We start from the raw sequence: 20,128 nt of genomic DNA on the forward strand, positions 1-20,128 counted from the left end.
TCACGCTTGCAATGTTTACAAACAACAGCCTTAGTCTTTACGGTTTCAGCACACCAAGGGCATGCTCTCTCATCCGAGGACATGTTTGATGTCGATTCGCCCATATTAATTTCGCTCAGCTAACTTCTTTTTGGCAGTGCTTGCAAATCTTTGCTTCAGCTTTTATTTCTTCAGCGCAGAATGGACATTGACGAACGTTCGTAACGACTTCGACGTTTACATTTCGAGGAGACTTTGCTCGTCTTTTTAGTACGAAAAACATGATGACTAAAGCCACCCCTGCAATGAAAAATACCCAAAAAACAGTCGAAAGCGTTGCTACGGCTGAATCAATGCCATCTGTGATTTCTAGATATTCCTTCATGTTGATTGAAGTACTGAAAACACCACCGCTTAGAGGCTGACTGACGAAAATTTCTTCGTCGCCTTTCAGATATCCAGTGCTGACCTGCATTGTTGTGGCAGCGTAAAGAGCGATTAAGAAACTTAATCCTCCAGCAATTAGCATCCAAAATTTTTTAACAAACTGCATAATTCCCCCAATTGGCATTTTTGCCATTTCGTAAAACTCTATCTAAAGGTGTAAGTATTCACCACAAAACAATGATTGCTCATTGTTCCGATGACAAGGCAAAAGTAGCTATCTATTTGATTTTTTCTTCAAAGCAACGAATGCCAACACAGTAGATGCAAGTAAGAGGTAAATTACACCCGAAATCAATAGCTGCATCAGTGCAATCGCTGGCCCTGCCTCTTGAAGCGTTGAGTTCCAACCACCAGCCTTAAAATAATTGACCAGAGGCAAATTAAACGTTCCAGATTCAATCGAATTCATAAATCTGAAAGCTAAGTCTTCAACAACTGACGCAACCAAAAGTAGCCATGGAACAGAGGAAAACTTACCCCGAAGAATGTTGCTGATTACGAAGCCTAAAAGGACTACAACCGCCCCAAATTGAATTAGCTCTTTGAAAGCTTCTTGTTCGTAAGTTGAAAACTTGAAGACAAACGCCAAAGTGTCGACGAAATACCAAATTGAGATACCCAAGGAAGCGACCGAGATTCCCAAAGTCCATTTCCATAATGGCGACAAGTTTATTTTACGAACATACGCTGAGGTCATTTTAGAAAGCTCCTTTTGCGGCCTGAAATGTATAAATTTTGTAAAAATAAAGGGAGGGAAAGCCCTAAGAACTTCCCCTCCCTTAGTTGAATTTTGTTGCTTTTTACTGCAGGGATACCTTAACTCCACCGCTGAACGCACTGTCGTGAAGTTCAATAGAGGTGAGGGTTGCACCTGCTGGGATGTCAAACAAAAGCGAACCAGTAATTGAGTTACCTGGGTTGATTTCAGTCATCCAAGCAGCACCTGCATCACCGTCGTAAATCATGGCGCTAGTTGACGGAGAGAATTCACGGCCTTCAGCATCGAATGCTTTTTGATTGTCAGCAAACATGTACTGTGGCTCGTTACCTGTGTTTTCAACTACAAGACCTACGCGGCAGAACTGGCCCTGAGCAGTTTCCCCAAGCATGTCTGAACCGACAGAGGTGATTCCGCACTCTACGCCAGTAACGGTGAAGGTGAACTTGCCATCGACCACTGGTGTGTTCAGTCCAGCTTCTTTGCTTTCTTCCTGCGTTGTTTCTTCAGTAGTTACCTCGGAAGAAGTTGAGCTATCTGCAGAGTTTGAGGAATTGCCACCGCCTGCATTTGCGACGTTAGCAATAAGAATTATCGCCACAAGAACGATTGGAAAGATGAAACGCTTCTTCTTGAACCAAGGACGAAGTGCCTTTGCTTTAGCCTTCGCAGCCGCGGCATCTGCCTTGGCGGCTTTTGGGTCAGTGTTGTTGGCGTCTGTCATGTTGTTCCCCCTATTTAAGGTTAAAGGGAGAACAATTTTCCCCCGCTAATAGTTTAGTGAGGAAAGTCGAAAAATTATGTAGTTAATTGAGCGACAGCTCGATAAATGGTGGGGCGACTGACTCCAAAGATGTCTGCAATTTCTTGAACGGTCATGTTTTTTTCTTTGTACAAACGCTCTGCTTCTGCGGCACGTGCAGGAGTCATCTTTGGTTTTCTGCCACCAACGCGACCTCTTGCGCGGGCAGCTGCAAGACCATCCTTTGTGCGTGCGACCATCATGCTGTGTTCGAATTCCGCAAAGCCAGCCACCATCGTGAAAAACAGCTTTCCTTCGGGAGTCTTTGTGTCAATATTTTGCTCAATGATTTCAAGGTCAACCCCAAGAGCATCTAGCTCGGAGACTATGTTCAACAAATCCTTTGCAGAGCGTCCCAAACGGTCCATTCGAGTGATTACTAGTGTGTCACCTTCGCGGAGCTGCTCCTTAACCTTGTCCAGCTCAGGTCGTGAGGCTTTTGTGCCTGTTATTTTCTCAACAAAGATTTTGTCTGCACCCGCCGCTTTGAGAGCGTCACTCTGTGATTCGAGGTTCTGGTCGAGAGTTGAAACTCTGCCGTATCCGATTCGTCTTGATGTCATAAATAAACTGTAACACAAACGTTGCTAACATTACAATGATTTTGAGACGAGTTATGTTACTAAGTCAACCATCTAAACTTGGGGCTTTTGGCGTGGCTTGATAAATATGTACAAAAACGTTCGTTTGTGTACATATTGAAAACAAAGTAAATGAGAGTAATGCGCTGAAGATATCGTTGACTGAGGTGAGGTCTGGGGGAGCAGTGGACAACTTTGAAGATGAAGGCTTTGAGTTGGGTCAGGAGGGCGACCTCATTGAGCTCCCTACTTTGGGGCTTAGTACTACTTTCGGGGCTGACGGTTATCCAATACTGACAAAGGAAATACTGCGTCACTCACTTCTGAGTGCCAATTATTTTCCTCGGATGAAGGCTCGAAAAACAGAGCTTCCGAGTCTGTTCACTACTTCTGACTTCACGCCTGAAGTGTCGAATCAGTTGCTTGGCCGTGACCGTCTGGCAAACACCCGTGCTAAACGAGGCTTTGGAGCCGTAAGTTACGGTCAAACACGACATGAGGGTTCTGTTCGGGTAACCCATATTCCTCATCCTTGGTCCCATTGCAACGTTGTAAATGCCCTGATAGAGGGCTGGGAGGCACTTGAACCTCTCAGTTTGAACAAGAACAGTGCAATAAGGCCAATGGTCTTCAGAGATGGCCGTGTCTTCGTGAGCAATTATTCTGATGGACTTTATCCAGAAGATAACTGGGACGAGATATCGGAGTTCGGCGCAACACACAGAGCAAAATTCGATATCAAAGAGTTTTACCCCTCCATCTACACCCATACTTTGGCTTGGGCTGCCTTAGGTCGTGATTTTGTGCAGGCGAATTTGAAGTCTGACGCAGTGAGGAATCATTTTTCGACAAAAGTAGAAAATGCCTTGTTGGATAGCAACAGAAAAATGAGTAAGGGAATTCTCATCGGTCCAGCAACTTCGAACCTTGTCGCTGAATATTTGCTTTCTGGCGTGGATGCGAAACTCAGAGAATTTTTTGATAACCGATTCAGGCGGCATATTGACGATTACACTTTCTATGCTCAAAGCCGAGCAGAGGTCACTCGTTTTCAATCAATACTTGAAAATGAACTTTCAAAATTGCAATTGTCCATAAACCCACATAAAACACTGATGGAGACAGTGGACATTCCAGCGTCACCGAAGTGGCTTTTAGAACTGAACGAAATTGATGTTCATGATTTGAATTCACCAGAGTCTCTTCTGAAGTACTGGGTCAAAGCTGAAAAGCTTTCGGAAGATATCAATGCTGGGATGGCGCTTCGTTATGGAATGCGTGCAGTTCTTCGGCAGGCAATTCGTTTGAACCAGACGAAATGGGCGGCGACACTTCTAATCCTTGAAATACAGACTCACCAATATCTGACTCCGCTTTTGGACGAATTTATTGACTTCGTGCCTGAAATTAATGAAGCAGACCTTTGTGCCCTCCAGATTTGGCTGAAAAGTGAGTACCAATTCTTAAATTCTGATTCTCGTGCTTGGGTTTTGATGATTCTTGGAATCGCAGGATTTATAGACGATGAGCTAATAGACATTCTTATTTCTATTCCTGATGTAGTTCCTATGACGGTCGCATACGAATTCCGCAAAGATAAAGCTAGTAATTTTCGTCAGGCTGTAATTCGTGACCCGAATGATGTTTGCAAAGCAGATGAGTATTGGCTGTTGGCATATCAATTATTTTTGAATGGAGAAATCTCTAAGGACGAAGATGGTGTCTTCGAGATTTTGAAAAACAACAACGTCAATTTCGTAAACAACAAATGGTCTTTTTAGATGTGACAAGGGCCACAATCCTGAGATTGCAGCCCCTTCGTCTGTATCAAAAACCGTTCAAAGTATTAGCGACCCTTTTCATGGGTTCAGCAGAGGCGTGGACGTAAGTCCTCGAAGTCAGACCAATGTCGCTGTGTCCAAGGACACGGCGGATTACCTCAATGTCAGTCTTTTCCTCAAAGAGAAGGGTTGCAGCTGTATGTCGGGCATCGTGGAGGCGACGGTCAGAAACTCCCGCCTCAGACAACGCGCGGTGCCACAACTTACTGTCCCAGCTTGATTGCATAGGGAATCCCAGCTTGTTGGGAAATATTAAATCGTGTTCTTGCCAGCCACTCGCAACTGTCGACCTGAATTCATCCAGTTCGTCACGGTGCTTTGCGAACAAAATAAGTGTCTTTTCGTCAAGAAATAATTCACGCCGCGACAGCTCTGTTTTCAAATCTGTGAAGTCGCGACCTGATTCTGTGTTTTGAATCTGAACACGAATATTCATAGTTGCATTTTCGAAATTGATGTCCTGCCAGCGAAGTCCAAGACATTCCCCTTGACGAAGACCGTAAAGGAGTGCGATACGCCAACGCAAAAGAGATGATGTGTCTTTGGCGGCGGTAAACACCTTCGAGACCTCCTCGGGACTTAGCGGGTCAATAATGTGCTTCTTGACTACTACCCGCTTAGTCTCCCGAACAGGGTTAACTGAAATCAGGTCTTCATCAATTGCTGACGACAATCCCTTGCTGAGTACGGCACGAGCTTGCTGGCGTGAGCGGTCACTTTGCCCCGACGCTTTCATGGCTTTCAACATTGAATTGATGTGTCGCTTTTCAAGCTTGGCAAGGGAGATTTGTCCGATTAATGGCACTACGTGAACGGTGAGTAGCCCTTTGTATCGTTTATATGTTGTGAATGCGATTTCACTTTTGTGTTCGTATTCAAGCCAGTCCAGTAGGTATGGTCCGACTTTCAAATTTCCCGCAGTTCGGTCCACCCCATAATTCAGAGGACGTATCGCCCCCATTTTCTCCCTTGCTCGTCGCTGAGCATCGGACTTGGTAGGACCTGTGGCAGTGATGACGCGACCCTGAAACTGAATTACGCAGCGCCAGCCATTTCGGAATTTGTATGTATGTCCAGTGCCGTTTTTCTGACGTAATTTAGGCTTCGAACTTGATTTCAATTCGTTCATAGAACTTTCCTTTTCTTCGTGTTAGCCGTTTGGCTACTGAAGTCCAGAATCTAGAAATCTAGGTTTTGTCGATTTGATTTACTGCAGTGCAGGAATTCAAAATCAATACACAACTAATACACAGCGAGTTGTCGAGTGAATTAGAAGATGCAATTCTCTTGTCTTTTAGAGGGAGGGGCGCTCACTTCTGTCACAATCAAGTGAGCAAACTTGGGACTCATAATCCGTCGGTCACGGGTTCAAGTCCCGTCCGCCCTACAAGAAAGGGACCCCCGTGGGGGTCCCTATCTTTGTTTTCTGGCTACTTGAGATTCGCCCCGATTACGTCGATGAGTTCTTCATCTCGGTCACCGCTGAGTTCCCACAGCATTGCTCCGCCAAGGCCTTTAGCCTTGATGTAGTCGACCTTGATTTTGATGGACTGAGGGTCGTCATAGCTGATCCAGAGCTTGCGCGCTGGGTCGTAGAGGTAAGGAACCTGTGCCTCGGTATCCCAGTAGCGAGTCATGGTTGGCAGATAGTTGTTCTTGATGTCGGTGTAATCAAAAACTCCCTTTTCCCATGTGCCCACGGAAGCGTTCACGCCGGACTGGTAGAGACCGTTAGCTGTCGTGCTCACGTTCTCCCAGCCGCGTCCGTAGAGGGGCAGACCCAATACGAGTTTCTGTGCAGGGAAGCCAGCGTTCAGATAAGCATCAACAGAATCAGAGATGCTAAATCCCTGTGCAGTGTCCTTTGATCCCACGTTTAATGGAGCGTTGTGACCTGAGATGGGGTCCCAGCCGCCGTGGTAGTCGTAGGACATGAGGTTCATCCAGTCGATGATTCCACCAATGTTCTTGGCTTCCAGGTTAGGGATAGTGGTGGGGCCAGCGGGTGCTGCGATGGTGAGAGGGTGGTGCTCGCCATCAATTGCAGTCTGTGCTGCCAACTCTGCCTTGAACTCTGCAAGCAGCGCGGTGTAGTTGGCCTTATCTGCTGCAGTACCTGCATAGAGACCGCCAGAGACGGGGTATTCCCAGTCAATGTCGATGCCATCAAACCCGTAGGTCTTCATGAAATCAACACATGAATCAACGAAAACCTGACGAGATTCTGGCGTTGCTGCTGCAGCGGAGAAGTTCTTGCTCCAGGTCCAGCCACCGATCGAGATCATGGTTTCGAGGTTGGGATTAGCTGCCTTGAGTTTGGTGAGCTGGTTGAAGTTTCCGCGCTTGGCGCCCTGATCCCAGCTATCTCCCGCAAATGCTTTGTCGGTGTCTGCATAAGAGTCGCCCACAACACATTTGCCATCAGCGATGTTGGCAAAGGCGAAGTTGATGTGGGTGATCTTCTCGGCAGGAATATCCGCGACTTGGTAGTTACGGGCATAGGTTGCCCAAGAAGGGTAATACGCCACGATCTTCTTATCCCCGGTGTAAGCATCGGGGCTCGGAACGTAAGGGTCTACTGGTGGAGTAGTGGGGTCAACCGGGGGAGAAGTGGGATCTACGGTTGGCGTGGAATCTGGCTTGGCCGTCTCGGTGGGAGTGGGTTGCGGCGTCACTCCTGAACCAGCCACTTCACAGGTGCCCACAGTCGTCGCGCAGGTTGTGGGAAGCACAAAGCTTCCGTTGTCGGTGAAGCCCAGAGAGACAGACGCCCCTGGAGCGATCGTTCCGTTCCAGGACAGGTTGGTGGCAGTGAGTACGCCACCAGCTAAGAAGGAGCTTGCGTTCCACATTGAGACGCTAGAGCCCTTCCAAGGGAGCGAGACAGACCACTTATTCAATGTGGTGGCGCCCGTGTTTGTCACAACCATGTCCACATTGCGTCCCGTGCCCCAGTCGCTGGTGACCTTGAGTGCGACCTTGAGTGCACTGGTTGAGGTTGCGGGAGTGGTGGGGGCTGGAGTCGGTGTGGTCGTGGGATCAACAGTTGGCACAGGGTCGGGGGTCACGGTTGAAGAGCCATTGTTCACGGCGCAGGTAGCGCCAGAGACAACGCAGGTGGTGGGCGTCATTGCCCCACCCTTTGAAGCTCCCACAAAGCCAAAGGTGACGGAAGCGCCAGGAGCTAGTGCAAGGTTCCAGTTGGGGCCTGAGAAACGATAACCGCCTGTGGTGCTTGTAGCAGTGGCGTCCCACGTGGAACTGATCGTGTTGGCGTAGGGGATGGTTACGGACCAGGGGTTGATGCTCTTGGTCGAAGTGTTCTTAACCGTGACACTTCCTTGGAATCCGGATCCCCAGTCTTGGGTGATCTTCCAGTCCACGTTGACGTCGCTCGTGACTGCTTGGGCTGGTGCAGAAAGTCCTGCTATAGAGATGGCGGTCGCTGCCAATGCGGCAATTGCCGCGGTCGGTCGTGTGTACTTCATGTGGGTTATCTCCTCATCGAATTGTTTGTGCTCACCCGGTACTTGTGGCTGAGAGGGCGAGCTGTCATATTTCGAGCCAATTGCCCCAAGCTGGGAAAGGTCTGACTTTTTAGACGAAAAGTCTAAATCTGTGGATAAGTATTTTCTTGATTGGTGAAAATGGAGTGGCTCCACGGGGCATAACCCCTTGAGAACTAATGTGAATCTGTGACCACTTCAACACCTGCCGCCACCGCCCCTCAGACCCCCGAAGAGGCGTATGCCTACTACCGCAGTCGCCGCCATGAAATGGCGTTGCTGCCCCAGGGTTCGCTCGCGCTGGTCAACACTCAGTGGTTCTATGGAGCTCCTGGGGAGACCGAAAGCATCTGGGGTGTCAACGGGCTATGGTCAGCACTTCCTGAAGACGAGAAGGGCATCCAGTTGACTGCTTCGGCAGCTGAGAACATCACTGTTGATGGTGTCGTTGTAGATGGAACAGTCGTTGTCACTGGTAAGGATGCAGAGACTGCTTCCACCATCGTTTTTGACGAGACCAAGTCTGGAACCGTCATCAAAGGTGAAGATGGCAAATATGCTCTTCGCGTCTGGGACACCAACTCGGACGACCTGCAGAATTTTGGCTCAATTGATGCATTCGACTACAACCCTGATTGGGTGATTACCGGAACATTCGCCCCTATTGAGGGCGGTCGTGCTGTTGAGGTGTCTCACCTCAAAGATCAAGGTGCTGGCCGTGACAAGGTGATTCCTGGCGACATCCGTTTCAGCATTGATGGTGTCGAATACGCACCCTCTGCTTTCAAAGAGGGCCGTGCTCTCATGATTGTTTTCTCGGATGCCACATCAGGTCCTGTGACCTATAGCGTGGGCCGTTTCCTCATGGTTGCGCCTAATCCAGATGGCACCATCACACTGGACTTTAACCGCGCCTACCTGCCACCGTGCGCATTCAGCTATAACTTCAACTGCCCTATGCCTCCGGCAGAGAATCGTTTCCCTTTTGCTGTTGAAGCAGGGGAGAAGAACGTTCTCAACAAAGCTGGCGATCTACTCCACTAGGACTTTGCTGGGCGGCCTCTCTTGGGTCGACCTAGGGCATAGCCAGGCTGAGGCTGAAATACTGCGGCCTGAACATCTCCTAGCCATGCAGACACTGCTTCGCGATAGCGCATGGCAGCTTGTTCGTTCAGGTGCTGGGCAGGTGACTGTGCATTGGCTGCTGGAGTCTGTTCCAATAATGCACCGAGCTTGGTCAGTAGCGCCGTGGCATGCTGTCCGCTCACACTTGAGCTGATCAGAACGACGTCTTGGACATCTGCCCATTCGGGCAGGACAGTAAGGTTGTTTCCTTCGAGCCACGCAACAGCTTGCTCTTTGCCCGCCTCGGTCAGCGCATAAAGGGGGAGTCCGTCCTCGGTGAGACCCTGATGGACAACGAGCCCTGCCGTGCTGAGACGATCCAGGGTGCCATAAACCTGACCCACGTTAGTCTTGGCGCGGTGCGGAGCACGAGCGCCAAGCTCGGCATGGAGCTGGAGGCCGTATGCGGGGCCCAGGGTCAAGATCCCCAGGAGTGCTTCGCGAACGGCCATAAAAACACTCTACTGAGTAGAGTCTCACTCTGAGAACTCGCTGTGAGGGGATAAACCCCTGTTGTTATGCGGGTCTGGGCTGTGTCACACTAGTCTCACAACACAATACGCACGAGAACAGCTCGCATCCATGTGGTCGTAGGGGAAGACGCACCACAAAGAAAAGGATGAAGAGATGACTGCAGTGTCGACCGGAGTGGTTTATATCCACTCCTCGCCTCGCGCGTTGAGCCCACATGTTGAGTGGGCTATTAGTCGTGTCCTCGGTAAGGGCATCACGCTTTCCTGGAGTCCTCAGCCCATCCTGAGCGGCGCTCAGCGTTCAGAATACGTCTGGCAGGGCCCTGTGGGCTCTGGAAGTGCTATTGCATCCGAGTTATTGGGCTGGGAGCACTTGCGCTTCGAGATCACCGAAGATGCCGCACCTGGTATTGATGGTGGTCGCTGGTGCCACACCCCAAGCCTGGGGCTCTTTCATTCGCCCGTGGATGCTGCTGGGAACATGGTTATTACCGAAAACAGGCTTCGTGCCGTGTTGGACTTTGCCGGTAATGATGCTGATCTTCTACGCACGGGCATCTCGCGCTCTTTGGGCGAAGAGTGGGACACGGAACTCGATGTCTTCCGTTATGCCTCAGATATGGCACCTGTGCGCTGGCTGCACCAGGTGGGGTAGTTCTCGCTTGAAGCTCTGTTAACGAAGAAAGCCCCTGCAGTTGAACTGAACCCCAAAAGTGGGACTCGTAATTAAGAGTCTCTACTTGAAAGGGAAGAAAGTTCATGGATCTCAGGGTCAAACATTCACTCGAAACCCGCATCGAAGTCGCAAGACTTTTTGATGCGGGTTTTGGTTTTCATGCCATTGCTACACAACTCGGTCTCAAGCGGGAATCTGTGCGTAATTGGCACGACCAATATATGCAGGGTCGTCTTTTAGACTCAGCTGTTATGGGCAATAAAAAGTATTCGCCTCAGTTGAAAATTGCAGCTGTTGAGAAGTTCCTCTCTGGAACGCCGAAGCAGGATGTTCTTGTCGAGTTCGATATCTCAACTCGCGCCGTGTTCGATAAATGGGTTGTTCTTTATCGCAACGAGGGACCTGAGGGTTTGTCGAAAACTGCGGGACGCAAAGCTCGTGGTGATGGGCCGATGACGCCTGAAGAAGAACTTGCGTTTCTTCGAATGGAGAACGAGATTCTAAAAAAATGGGTAGCTCTAGCCCAGGAGGAAGATCGACGGCTTTCCGGTCTTTGATCGTCACTGAGCTGGAGCACAAATACCCCACACGGGCTGTTTTGAAGGCGGTGGGGTTATCTGTCTCCACCTACTATCGCCACCGCTCCAAAACTCCACACGACCGTTATGAGCAGCTTCGACCGCTACTTCGTGAGGTCTTTGATGGTTCTTATCGTTCTTATGGTTATCGGCGCATTCGCGCCGTTCTTGCCACCAAGCATGGTCTCCGGCTCAGTGGGAAGACGGTGTTGAAGTTGATGCGTCAAGAAGGCCGCACATGCCAAGTTCGACGACGGAAGAGATACAAGTCCTACCGGGGCGAGATTGGCAAGGCAGCGCCAAACGTGTTGGCGAGAAACTTTGACGCCACGCAGCCGTCGAAGAAATGGGTCACGGACGTTACTGAGTTTTATGTCCTGGGGCAGAAGCAATATCTCTCACCGGTGATTGATTTATTCAACCGTGAAGTGATCTCCTATGAACTAGCACCATCACCGGTGATGGGTTTAGTCACAGGAATGTTGGAGAAAGCCTTCACGCAGCTCAAGCCAGGCACTGGGTTGGTGATGCATTCAGATCAGGGATGGCATTACCGTCATGCTGGCTATCAACTCGCGTTGAAACAACGAGGGATTACCCAATCAATGTCACGCAAAGGCAACTGTCTCGACAACGCAGTTGCAGAGAACTTCTTTGGACACTTCAAAGAAGAATTCCTACGTCAACACACCTTCACCAGCATGCCCCAGTTCAAGCGAGAACTAGAGAAATACATTCACTGGTTCAACCACGAACGCATCCAAGAAAAGTTAAAGGGACTGAGCCCGGTTGACTACCGGACACAGTCCCTTGCAAACTTAGAAACGACTCCCAATTAGAACTCCCACTTAAGGGGTTCAGTTCAAGTGCAGGGGCTTAGTTCGTGTGTGGCTTAGTTGTAGCTGCGGAACGCAACCACGGCGTTGTGACCACCGAAGCCGAAGGAGTTGCTGATGGCGAGGATGTCGCCGGCAGGAAGCTCACGTGGGCTGGTGACAACATCAAGCTTGATCTCAGGGTCCTGATCGTCAAGGTTGATGGTGGGGGGAGCAAGACGGTTGTGAAGAGCCAGGACAGTGAACATGGCCTCGATGGCACCTGCACCACCCAAGAGGTGACCGGTGGAAGCCTTGGTTGCCGACACGGCGATGTTGTCCAGGTGGTCACCGAATACGCGACGCAGAGCGTTGTATTCTGCGATGTCTCCCACAGGAGTGGAGGTAGCGTGAGCGTTGATGTGGACGACGTCTTCGATCTTCGCGCCAGCCTGCTCAATAGCCTGCAGCATTGCACGTGCTGCAGCAGAACCTTCTGGGTCTGGAGCTGTGATGTGGTACGCGTCAGAGGTGACAGCGCCGCCAGCAACCTCTGCATAAATCTTTGCGCCACGAGCAAGTGCGTGTTCTTCGGTTTCGAGAACCAGAGCAGCAGCACCTTCACCGAGGACGAAACCGTCACGGTTCACGTCATAGGGGCGAGATGCGGCTTGTGGGTCATCATTGCGCTTAGAAAGTGCCTGCATTGCAGCGAACGAGGCAATGGGGAGTGGGTGGATAGCTGCTTCAGAACCACCAGCGATGATGACATCAGCCAAACCAGCCTGAAGGTGCTCATAGGCGTTAGCAATTGCCTCGGTGCTGGAAGCACAAGCAGAAACCACAGTGCGCACACCTGCACGAGCGTGCAGATCCATGCCGATAGCAGCTCCGGGGCCGTTAGGCATGAGCATAGGTACGGTCATGGGCAGAACGCGACGGGGGCCCTTTTCACGCAGGGTGTCCCATGCGTCGAGGAGAGTCCAGACCCCACCGATACCGGTGGACCAGTCAACTGCGAGGCGACCGGGGTCAACCTCGGGGCTGCCTGCATCTGCCCATGCTTCACGGCCGGCAATGAGAGCGAACTGCGAGGAAGGGTCAAGACGCTTGGTTTCAACACGCTCGAGGATCTCTTCAGCAGGAACCGCTGCCTGAGCAGCAAACTTGATGGGGATTTCCCACTTCTCAACCCACTCTTGCTCAAGTGCGCGGGCACCTGATTTGCCAGCAAGAAGTGCTGCCCATGTCTCGGGGGCATTTCCTGCGAGAGGAGACGTGGTACCGATACCGGTGACGACAATCTTCTTGCTCATGAGTGGAATCTTTCTGGTGGGGTGGAGGGAAAGCTGGGGGATTGTAAGCAAGGGCCGGAACGAGTGTTACCGGCCCTTACCTACGAAATCCTTAGGATGCAGAAACGATGAAGTTAACTGCGTCGCCGACGGTCTTGAGGTTCTTTACTTCCTCGTCGGGGATCTTTACGTCGAACTTCTCTTCTGCGTTCACGACGATGGTCATCATCGAGATCGAGTCAATGTCGAGGTCGTCAGTGAAAGACTTGTCCAGCTGTACCGTGTCGGTTGCAATGCCGGTTTCGTCGTTTACGAGCTCAGCCAGACCTGCAAGTACTTCTTCGGTGGACAGTGCCATTGTTATCTCCTTGTTGGGGGTTCGTTTGACTGGTTTAGTTTACCGGCCAAAAGAGGCTTTTCTAGGGAAGGACGACGACCTGAGCGCCATAGACGAGACCGGCACCAAAGCCGATTTCGAGGGCGAGGCCACCGCTGAGCTCGGGGTGTTCTTCGAGCAGTCTGTGGGTTGCGAGAGGGATGGAGGCAGCGGAGGTGTTTCCGGTGGTCTCGATGTCCTTAGCAATGACGACGGATTCGGGGAGTTTGAGCTGCTTAGCGAATTCGTCAATGATGCGCATGTTTGCCTGGTGGGGAATGAACGCTGCGAGCTGATCACTGGTGATACCGGCTTCTTCAAGCGCCTTCTGAGCGACCTTGGCCATCTCCCACACAGCCCAGCGGAAGACAGTCTGTCCTTCTTGGCGCAGGGTGGGCCAAGCCACTTCGCCGTGTCCGTCGCGGTATTCAATCATGGTGTGGTTCATGCCGACGGCATCCCACTTGGAGCCGTCTGAGCCCCACACGCTCTTCGAGATACCGGGGAAGTCGCTGGGTCCAACGACGGCAGCGCCGGCGCCGTCACCGAGCAAGAAGCTGATGGTGCGATCCGTGGGCTCAATGATTTCACTGAGCTTTTCGGCACCAATCACGAGCACATACTTTGCCAGCCCGGAACGAACGAATGAGTCTGCCTGGGCAATGCCGTAGGTGTAACCAGCGCAGGCTGCTGAGATGTCATACGCGGCTGCTGGGTTTGCACCCACTCGGTCAGCAACGAGTGCTGCCATTGACGGAGTCTGAACGCTGTTGCTGATGGTAGAAATCAGAACAACATCAATCTCTTCAGGCTTGATTCCTGCCTTGGCAATGGCTTCCTTGGCTGCTTCGGTAGCCAGGTCTGCGGCGGTGATGTTCTTGGAGGCACGCTTACGAGTAATCACACCGGTGCGCTGGCGAATCCACTCATCACTGGACTCGATAGGACCGGCAATGTCGTCGTTGGTGACGGTGAGGTCGCCACGAGCAGCCCCCATGGCGTAGATGCGAGAGTACTTGGCGCCCTCGGACTGCTTCAGATTCACGTGAGTCATGATGTTCTTTCTCGTCCGGCCGCTTAGGCGACAGAGTCAATCAGTTCGCGGGCTGCATCGAGATCCTCTGGAGTCTTGACGGCAACGGTAGGAATGCCCTTGAGGCCCCGCTTGGCCAAACCAACAAGTGCGCCAGCTGGTGCCAACTCGATGATGCCGGTGACGCCCGCAGCAGCAAAGCTTTCCATGCACTTATCCCAGCGCACAGGTGAAGAAACCTGTCCAACGAGAAGATCGCGGAATTCTTGACCCTTGGTGACGATTGAGCCGTCCTTGTTAGTCCAGAGAGTCTTGATGGGGTCTACCGTGTTGACCGTCTCAGCTGCTTCACGCAGAGTCTCCACAGCATCCAACATGTAGCTGGTGTGGAATGCGCCGGCAACCTGCAAAGGAATAACTCGAGTACCAGCTGGTGGTTCTTCAGCGAGTTTGGTCAGAGCAGGAAGTTCACCTGCAACGACAAGCTGTCCGCCGCCGTTGTAGTTAGCGGGGAAGAGGCCAAGTTCATCGAGCTTGGCAATGATGTCGGATTCTTCGCCACCGATGACCGCACTCATGCCGGTGGGAACCAGTGCAGCGGCATCAGCCATCGCGCGCCCACGAATGCCCACAAGACGCACAGCGTCAGTGGCATCCAGAACACCAGCGCCAGCGGCAGCGGTGAATTCACCAACCGAGTGGCCAGCAATTCCGGAAGTCTTAGAGAGGTGATCAGTTTCGGCCAGTGCATCCAGAGTCAGAATGCCGGCAGCCACGATGAGTGGTTGGGCTATGGCGGTGTCGCGGATGGTGTCCGCATCGCTCACCGTGCCGTGCTTGACCAGGTCAACGTCTGCTGCGGCAGAAAGAGTTTCGAGGAGTGCTTTCGAACCGGGATCAGCAATCCAAGGTTCGAGGAATCCAGGGGTCTGCGAGCCCTGTCCAGGGCAGACGACAACAATCACGGGTTAAGTCTTCCAATCGTTGACTGTGAGTGCTGTGCACTCATCGACACACTATCGCGAGAAACGTTGTGGAGTCTCTACATTTTCCGCATGTTTTTGCGGGAAATCCTTATTCGGCAACCACGGGGCGAAGTGGTTTGCGTGCCTTCTTGATGGGTTCCTTGATGGAACCCAGAATCAGAGCACACTGCAAAATCATTGCTTCGCGGGGACCAGTGGCATCCCAACCGATGACATCGGTGACTCGCTTGAGGCGGTAGCGCACAGTGTTGGGGTGAACGAAGAGGTCACGAGCAGTAGCTTCCAGGCTTCGACCGTTATCAAGATAGCTCTGCAGTGTGGTGAGTAGTTCAGAAGACTGGTCACTCAAGGGCACATAGATGCGCTCAATGAGGGTAGCCCTGGCAAGTGGATCACCGGCAAGAGCGCGCTCAGGAAGAAGATCGTCTGCTGCGATGGGGCGCGTCGCACCACGCCATGCACTTGCTACCGAATATCCAGCAAGCGCAGCACGTGCACTGGTCACAGCATCCACGAGAGAAGGAACCTCTGGACCCACAACCAGGTGGCCTTCACCAAAGTCTTCTTCGATCCTCTTGGTAATTTCCATGAAGCTCATGGTGGAGTTCTCTACCTCGTCTTCGAGAGGCTCAGCGCGACCAATCACGACAACAAGGCGGTTTCCTTGCACTCCGATCAAGATGTCAGCGTGCAGGTGACGGGCGGTGCGACGCAGGCGATCCACCTCAAGTTGGCGAGGTGCGCGACCTACGACAACGCAGACTTCACCGCGGCCCTGCCAGCCCAATGCGGCAATGCGGCTGGGAAGTTCGTCGTCATATTCGCCGGAGAGAATACTGTCGACTACGAGTGCTTCGAGTCGTGCATCCCACAGGCCACGGGCTTCAGCAGCACGGGCATATACATCTGCAGCAGCAAAGGCGATTTCACGCGAATACAACAGGATTGCTTCGCGGAGTTCTTCACCGTGACCCTTGATGCGCTCTTCCACTACTTCAACTGTGCAACGAATGAGCTGCAGGGTTTGTTGCAGAGTGACCGAACGTAGCAGTTCACGAGGAGCACCGCCGAACACATCGGAGGCAATCCACGGGGTGGTTTTTGGGTCGTCGAACCAGGCAATGAACGAGGTTATACCTGCCTGAGCTACCAAGCCCACGGCAGAGCGACGCCCAGGGGGCATATCGCGATACCAGGGGAGTGTGTCCTCAAGGCGTTTGACGGTCAGCGTGGAGAGCTCACCAGAAATGGTGCGCAACCAGGCAAGCGTTTCCGCCTTGGTTCGTTCAGCGGCCATCCGCGTAGGTTAGCTTTCGCCGCCGGCAGATCCGGTGGTTCCTGCAGTGACGTCGTAGAGGCGGTACTTCTCGATGGCCTGGCGAACCAGTCCACGATCAACCTTGCCCTGCTTTGCCAGCTGCTCGAGCGTGCGCACCACAACGGAAGGACCGTCGATGGTGAAGAAGCGACGAGCTGCTGCACGAGTGTCACTGAAACCGAATCCGTCAGCACCCAAGGTGGCATAGTCACCTGGGATGTAAGGACGAATCAGGTCAGGAACCATGTGGTTGTAGTCGGTCACGGCAACGAATGGACCCTCAGCACCAGAGAGCTTCTCGGTGACGTAGGGAACCTGTGCAGGTGCCTCAGGGTTCATCATGTTGAAGTGGTCTGCTGCAATACCGTCGCGACGCAGTTCACCCCATGAGGTGACAGACCAGACATCGGCAGAAACGCCCCAGTCTTCGGCAAGTAGCTTCTGAGCCTCGAGTGCCCATGGAACAGCAACACCAGAAGCCAATATCTGAGACTTGACGCCAGGCATGTCGTTTTCTTGGAGCTTGTAGATACCGCGCAGGACGCCGTCAACATCGAGGTTTTCTGGCTCAGCAGGCTGCTGAATGGGCTCGTTATAGACGGTGATGTAGTACATCACGTTGGGGTCTGGGTGAGTTCCGCCATACATACGCTGCAGACCATCACGCATGATGTGTCCGATTTCGTAGGTGTAGGCAGGGTCATAGGTCACCACTGCAGGGTTAGTTGCAGCGAGGATAGGCGAGTGGCCGTCAGCGTGCTGCAGACCTTCACCGGTCAGTGTGGTGCGACCAGCGGTTGCACCGATGACGAAACCGCGGACCATCTGGTCACCGGCGAGCCACAGGGCGTCACCAGTGCGCTGGAATCCGAACATCGAGTAGAAGACGTAGATCGGAATGAGGATTTCACCCTGGGTGGAGTAGGAGCTACCCACGGCGGTGAATGCAGCCAGTGCACCTGCCTCATTGATGCCCACGTGAATGATGGTTCCAGTGGGGTCTTCTTTGTAAGCCAGGAGAAGATCGCGGTCCACGGACATGTAGTGCTGACCGTTGGGGTTGTAAATCTTCGCATTGGGGAAGAAGGTGTCCATACCGAAGGTGCGAGCCTCATCGGGGATGATGGGCACGAGGCGGGGACCAAATTCCTTATCGCGGATGAGGTCCTTGAGCAGACGCACGAAGCCCATGGTGGTGGCAACTTCTTGCACGCCAGAACCCTTGGCGGCGATGTCGTAGGTCTTCTTTTCGGGAAGAGCAATCTCGGTGTACTTCGAGCGACGCTCAGGGACGTATCCGCCGAGTTCACGACGACGTTCATGCATGTACTGCAGGCGAGGATCGTTGTCCTCTGGCTTGTAGTACGGAGGCATGTAGGGGTTTTCTTCCAGAACCGCATCGGTGATGGGGATCTTGAGGAAGTCACGCATGAGCTTGAGGTCATCAAGCTTCATCTTCTTCATCTGGTGGGTTGCGTTGCGGCCTTCGAAGTGCTTGCCGAGACCGTAACCCTTGATGGTGTGAGCCAAGATGACAGTGGGCTGACCCTTGTGCTCAGAGGCTGCCTTGAACGCGGCGTAAACCTTGTTGTAGTCGTGGCCACCGCGCTTGAGCTTCCAGACATCGTCATCGCTCATGTGCTCGACGAGCTTGAGCGCACGTGGGTCACGAGCAAAGAAGTTTTCACGCACGAATGCGCCATCTTCGGTCTTGTATGTCTGGAAGTCACCATCGGGGGTGACGTTCATGAGTGTGCGGAGAGCGCCGTCGTGGTCGTTGGCGAGAAGTGAATCCCATTCACGACCCCAGATGACCTTGATGACGTTCCAGCCAGCACCACGGAAGAAGCTCTCGAGCTCCTGGATGATCTTTCCGTTACCGCGCACAGGGCCGTCAAGACGCTGCAGGTTGCAGTTGATCACGAAGTTGAGGTTGTCGAGACCTTCGTTGGCAGCTACCTGGAGCTGACCACGCGATTCGACTTCATCCATTTCACCGTCACCGAGGAATGCCCAGACCTGCTGATCAGATGCATCCTTGATGCCACGGTTGGTGAGGTAGCGGTTGAGCTGTGCCTGATAGATCGCGTTGATGGGACCTAGACCCATCGACACGGTGGGGAACTGCCAGAAGTCAGGCATCAGGCGGGGGTGTGGGTAGGACGAGAGTCCGCCACCGGCGTGAGACTTCTCCTGACGGAAGCCATCAAGCTGGCTTTCGTTCAGACGTCCCTCAAGGAATGCGCGGGCATACACACCGGGAGAGGCGTGACCCTGCACGAAGATCTGGTCGCCACCACCGGGGTGGTCCTGACCGCGGAAGAAGTGGTTGAAACCGACTTCATACAGCGATGAGGAAGAAGCGTAGGAAGAGATGTGGCCACCGACACCAATGCCGGGGCGCTGTGCGCGGTGCACGAGCATTGCAGCGTTCCAGCGAATCCAGGCACGGTAGCGACGTTCGGTTTCTTCGTCGCCGGGGAATGCGGGCTCGTTCTCTGGAGCGATGGTGTTGAGGTAGTCGGTTGTGGGAACCATGGGCACACCCAGGTGCAGTTCCTTTGAGCGACGAAGGAGGGAGAGCATGATGTCTCGACCGCGTTCGTGACCCTGTGACGCAACGACGCCATCAAGTGATTCGTTCCATTCCGCTGTCTCTTGCGGATCGGCGTCGTAGTTACTGACCGAGTAGGGATCCTGGTCGTTAACCGTCACAACAACCTCTTTCTCACAGGCAGATCGTGCCTGTACATGCTGGGGGAGGGAAGATCCAACTGGGTTACAGCGTGGACACTAGGTAACACTCTACAGACGAGCTGAGGGCTAGGAGTAATTATTGATGGATATGTAAACCATCAACACATCTAAGATTGTTCTGTCGTCATCCCACAAAGCAAGGAGAAGCTCACATGAGCCTCACTATCGGTGCACCAGCCCCTGATTTCACGTTGAAGAATCAGTTCGGTGAAGAAGTTTCCCTGTCACAGTTCCGTGGGGTGAAACCTGTCGTTCTCGTCTTCTACCCACTCGCGTTCACGGGCATCTGCACGGGCGAGCTGTGCGAGCTGCGTGACAACATCTCCGTTTTCAAGACCAATGGTGTTGAACTGCTTGCTATCTCTGTGGACTCCAGCCCCACTCTTCGTGTTTTTGCAGAAAAAGAAAACTACGATTTCTCACTCCTGTCTGACATGTGGCCCCACGGTGAGGTCGCGTCCAAGTACGGCGTTTTCCTTGAAGACAAGGGCTTTGCGAACCGCGGCACCTTCGTGATCGACAAGGACGGCAACCTCGCTGGACAGTTCGTCACCGAGCCTGGACAGGCCCGTGACTTCGCCTCGTACAAAGAGCTCGTAGAAAACCTGTAATATATTTCGAGCACGGGCCTTTAGCTCAGTTGGTAGAGCGCCACGTTTACACCGTGGATGTCATCGGTTCGAGCCCGGTAGGGCCCACTCGTGTGAAAGAGCGTCGCAGAAATGCGGCGCTCTTTCTTATTGTTGACGACACTCTGCCGTGAACTTTTGGGTTAACGTTTGGTGTTCAAGTAGGGTGCTCTTCAGGGGATTTCCCCTACTC

The 20,128-nt window shown here is 52.5% G+C and carries 19 protein-coding genes and 1 tRNA gene; 7 read left to right on the forward strand and 13 right to left on the reverse strand.

Going from position 1 to position 20,128, the window contains the following annotated elements; genetic code table 11:
* Nucleotides 1–115 precede the first annotated feature (115 nt).
* The 4 genes from AURMO_RS03450 to AURMO_RS03465 all read right to left on the reverse strand — a co-directional run bounded on the left by AURMO_RS03450 (nucleotide 116) and on the right by AURMO_RS03465 (nucleotide 2,509).
* Nucleotides 116–559, reverse strand: a complete 444-nt coding sequence (locus tag AURMO_RS03450) for a hypothetical protein (protein ID WP_110233172.1) — start codon at nucleotides 557–559, stop codon at nucleotides 116–118.
* An 81-nt stretch (nucleotides 560–640) separates the two neighbouring features.
* On the reverse strand, nucleotides 641–1,123 hold the full coding sequence (locus AURMO_RS03455) for a hypothetical protein (protein ID WP_110233173.1): 483 nt from the start codon (nucleotides 1,121–1,123) through the stop codon (nucleotides 641–643).
* Between the two features lie 103 nt (nucleotides 1,124–1,226).
* Nucleotides 1,227–1,868 (reverse strand): DUF4352 domain-containing protein, encoded by a 642-nt coding sequence (locus tag AURMO_RS03460; protein WP_110233174.1) that lies wholly within the window; start codon nucleotides 1,866–1,868, stop codon nucleotides 1,227–1,229.
* 74 nt (nucleotides 1,869–1,942) lie between these two features.
* Nucleotides 1,943–2,509 carry a recombinase family protein gene (locus tag AURMO_RS03465; protein WP_110233175.1) on the reverse strand — a complete coding sequence of 189 codons (567 nt, stop codon included), beginning with the start codon at nucleotides 2,507–2,509 and terminating at the stop codon, nucleotides 1,943–1,945.
* Between the two features lie 203 nt (nucleotides 2,510–2,712).
* Between AURMO_RS03465 and AURMO_RS03470 the strand changes: the two genes are divergently transcribed.
* Complete coding sequence (locus AURMO_RS03470) at nucleotides 2,713–4,308, forward strand: RNA-directed DNA polymerase (protein WP_162532658.1); 1,596 nt, start codon at nucleotides 2,713–2,715, stop codon at nucleotides 4,306–4,308.
* Between the two features lie 46 nt (nucleotides 4,309–4,354).
* On the opposite strand, the gene AURMO_RS03475 is transcribed toward AURMO_RS03470, so the two are convergent.
* Together AURMO_RS03475 and AURMO_RS03480 are read right to left on the reverse strand one after the other, a co-directional pair.
* Entirely contained in the window at nucleotides 4,355–5,497 is a 1,143-nt protein-coding gene (locus AURMO_RS03475; RefSeq protein ID WP_110233177.1) for a tyrosine-type recombinase/integrase, read from the reverse strand.
* 301 nt (nucleotides 5,498–5,798) lie between these two features.
* On the reverse strand, nucleotides 5,799–7,856 hold the full coding sequence (locus AURMO_RS03480; protein ID WP_110233178.1) for a glycosyl hydrolase family 18 protein: 2,058 nt from the start codon (nucleotides 7,854–7,856) through the stop codon (nucleotides 5,799–5,801).
* Between the two features lie 207 nt (nucleotides 7,857–8,063).
* Between AURMO_RS03480 and AURMO_RS03485 the strand changes: the two genes are divergently transcribed.
* Complete coding sequence (locus AURMO_RS03485) at nucleotides 8,064–8,918, forward strand: DUF1684 domain-containing protein (protein ID WP_239406863.1); 855 nt, start codon at nucleotides 8,064–8,066, stop codon at nucleotides 8,916–8,918.
* On the opposite strand, the gene AURMO_RS03490 is transcribed toward AURMO_RS03485, so the two are convergent.
* Complete coding sequence (locus tag AURMO_RS03490; protein WP_110233179.1) at nucleotides 8,915–9,451, reverse strand: PadR family transcriptional regulator; 537 nt, start codon at nucleotides 9,449–9,451, stop codon at nucleotides 8,915–8,917. The two genes, AURMO_RS03485 and AURMO_RS03490, sit on opposite strands and share 4 nt — an antisense overlap.
* A 175-nt stretch (nucleotides 9,452–9,626) precedes the next feature.
* Between AURMO_RS03490 and AURMO_RS03495 the strand changes: the two genes are divergently transcribed.
* From AURMO_RS03495 to AURMO_RS03505, 3 genes are all read left to right on the forward strand, one after another.
* Nucleotides 9,627–10,127 carry a DUF3145 domain-containing protein gene (locus AURMO_RS03495; RefSeq protein WP_110233180.1) on the forward strand — a complete coding sequence of 167 codons (501 nt, stop codon included), beginning with the start codon at nucleotides 9,627–9,629 and terminating at the stop codon, nucleotides 10,125–10,127.
* Nucleotides 10,128–10,231: 104 nt separating this feature from the next.
* Nucleotides 10,232–10,705 (forward strand): helix-turn-helix domain-containing protein, encoded by a 474-nt coding sequence (locus tag AURMO_RS03500; RefSeq protein ID WP_110232849.1) that lies wholly within the window; start codon nucleotides 10,232–10,234, stop codon nucleotides 10,703–10,705.
* Entirely contained in the window at nucleotides 10,702–11,565 is an 864-nt protein-coding gene (locus AURMO_RS03505; RefSeq protein WP_162532641.1) for an IS3 family transposase, read from the forward strand. The genes AURMO_RS03500 and AURMO_RS03505 overlap by 4 nt, the downstream gene beginning before the upstream one ends.
* A gap of 53 nt (nucleotides 11,566–11,618) precedes the next feature.
* Here AURMO_RS03505 and AURMO_RS03510 read toward each other — a convergent pair whose 3' ends face one another.
* The 6 genes from AURMO_RS03510 to aceE form a co-directional block, all read right to left on the reverse strand.
* Nucleotides 11,619–12,857 carry a beta-ketoacyl-[acyl-carrier-protein] synthase family protein gene (locus AURMO_RS03510; protein ID WP_110233181.1) on the reverse strand — a complete coding sequence of 413 codons (1,239 nt, stop codon included), beginning with the start codon at nucleotides 12,855–12,857 and terminating at the stop codon, nucleotides 11,619–11,621.
* A gap of 91 nt (nucleotides 12,858–12,948) precedes the next feature.
* Nucleotides 12,949–13,194 carry an acyl carrier protein gene (locus AURMO_RS03515; RefSeq protein WP_110233182.1) on the reverse strand — a complete coding sequence of 82 codons (246 nt, stop codon included), beginning with the start codon at nucleotides 13,192–13,194 and terminating at the stop codon, nucleotides 12,949–12,951.
* Nucleotides 13,195–13,255: 61 nt separating this feature from the next.
* Nucleotides 13,256–14,266 (reverse strand): beta-ketoacyl-ACP synthase III, encoded by a 1,011-nt coding sequence (locus tag AURMO_RS03520; RefSeq protein ID WP_110233183.1) that lies wholly within the window; start codon nucleotides 14,264–14,266, stop codon nucleotides 13,256–13,258.
* Between the two features lie 23 nt (nucleotides 14,267–14,289).
* Nucleotides 14,290–15,210, reverse strand: a complete 921-nt coding sequence (locus AURMO_RS03525; protein ID WP_110233184.1) for an ACP S-malonyltransferase — start codon at nucleotides 15,208–15,210, stop codon at nucleotides 14,290–14,292.
* A 109-nt stretch (nucleotides 15,211–15,319) separates the two neighbouring features.
* Nucleotides 15,320–16,528: a PucR family transcriptional regulator gene (locus AURMO_RS03530; RefSeq protein ID WP_110233185.1), complete on the reverse strand. Its 1,209-nt coding sequence runs from the start codon at nucleotides 16,526–16,528 to the stop codon at nucleotides 15,320–15,322.
* A 9-nt stretch (nucleotides 16,529–16,537) separates the two neighbouring features.
* Nucleotides 16,538–19,264 carry a pyruvate dehydrogenase (acetyl-transferring), homodimeric type gene (gene aceE, locus AURMO_RS03535; RefSeq protein WP_110233186.1) on the reverse strand — a complete coding sequence of 909 codons (2,727 nt, stop codon included), beginning with the start codon at nucleotides 19,262–19,264 and terminating at the stop codon, nucleotides 16,538–16,540.
* 194 nt (nucleotides 19,265–19,458) lie between these two features.
* On the opposite strand from aceE, the gene AURMO_RS03540 reads away from it, so the two are divergent.
* Both AURMO_RS03540 and AURMO_RS03545 read left to right on the forward strand, forming a co-directional pair.
* Entirely contained in the window at nucleotides 19,459–19,917 is a 459-nt protein-coding gene (locus AURMO_RS03540; protein ID WP_110233187.1) for a peroxiredoxin, read from the forward strand.
* Nucleotides 19,918–19,931: 14 nt separating this feature from the next.
* Nucleotides 19,932–20,004, forward strand: a tRNA-Val gene (locus AURMO_RS03545).
* Nucleotides 20,005–20,128 lie beyond the last annotated feature (124 nt).

The sequence above is a fragment of the Aurantimicrobium photophilum genome, from assembly GCF_003194085.1.
GTDB lineage: Bacteria > Actinomycetota > Actinomycetes > Actinomycetales > Microbacteriaceae > Aurantimicrobium > Aurantimicrobium photophilum.

What these genes read in the sequence shown, in the direction of transcription:
- AURMO_RS03520 (WP_110233183.1), bottom strand. Translation starts at nt 14,266, where the DNA reads ATGACTCACGTGAATCTGAAGCAGTCCGAGGGCGCCAAGTACTCTCGC.
- AURMO_RS03500 (WP_110232849.1), top strand. Translation starts at nt 10,232, where the DNA reads ATGGATCTCAGGGTCAAACATTCACTCGAAACCCGCATCGAAGTCGCA.
- AURMO_RS03460 (WP_110233174.1), bottom strand. Translation starts at nt 1,868, where the DNA reads ATGACAGACGCCAACAACACTGACCCAAAAGCCGCCAAGGCAGATGCC.
- AURMO_RS03540 (WP_110233187.1), top strand. Translation starts at nt 19,459, where the DNA reads ATGAGCCTCACTATCGGTGCACCAGCCCCTGATTTCACGTTGAAGAAT.
- AURMO_RS03530 (WP_110233185.1), bottom strand. Translation starts at nt 16,528, where the DNA reads ATGGCCGCTGAACGAACCAAGGCGGAAACGCTTGCCTGGTTGCGCACC.
- AURMO_RS03475 (WP_110233177.1), bottom strand. Translation starts at nt 5,497, where the DNA reads ATGAACGAATTGAAATCAAGTTCGAAGCCTAAATTACGTCAGAAAAAC.
- AURMO_RS03465 (WP_110233175.1), bottom strand. Translation starts at nt 2,509, where the DNA reads ATGACATCAAGACGAATCGGATACGGCAGAGTTTCAACTCTCGACCAG.
- AURMO_RS03455 (WP_110233173.1), bottom strand. Translation starts at nt 1,123, where the DNA reads ATGACCTCAGCGTATGTTCGTAAAATAAACTTGTCGCCATTATGGAAA.
- AURMO_RS03510 (WP_110233181.1), bottom strand. Translation starts at nt 12,857, where the DNA reads ATGAGCAAGAAGATTGTCGTCACCGGTATCGGTACCACGTCTCCTCTC.
- AURMO_RS03495 (WP_110233180.1), top strand. Translation starts at nt 9,627, where the DNA reads ATGACTGCAGTGTCGACCGGAGTGGTTTATATCCACTCCTCGCCTCGC.
- AURMO_RS03490 (WP_110233179.1), bottom strand. Translation starts at nt 9,451, where the DNA reads ATGGCCGTTCGCGAAGCACTCCTGGGGATCTTGACCCTGGGCCCCGCA.
- AURMO_RS03515 (WP_110233182.1), bottom strand. Translation starts at nt 13,194, where the DNA reads ATGGCACTGTCCACCGAAGAAGTACTTGCAGGTCTGGCTGAGCTCGTA.
- AURMO_RS03480 (WP_110233178.1), bottom strand. Translation starts at nt 7,856, where the DNA reads ATGAAGTACACACGACCGACCGCGGCAATTGCCGCATTGGCAGCGACC.
- AURMO_RS03450 (WP_110233172.1), bottom strand. Translation starts at nt 559, where the DNA reads ATGGCAAAAATGCCAATTGGGGGAATTATGCAGTTTGTTAAAAAATTT.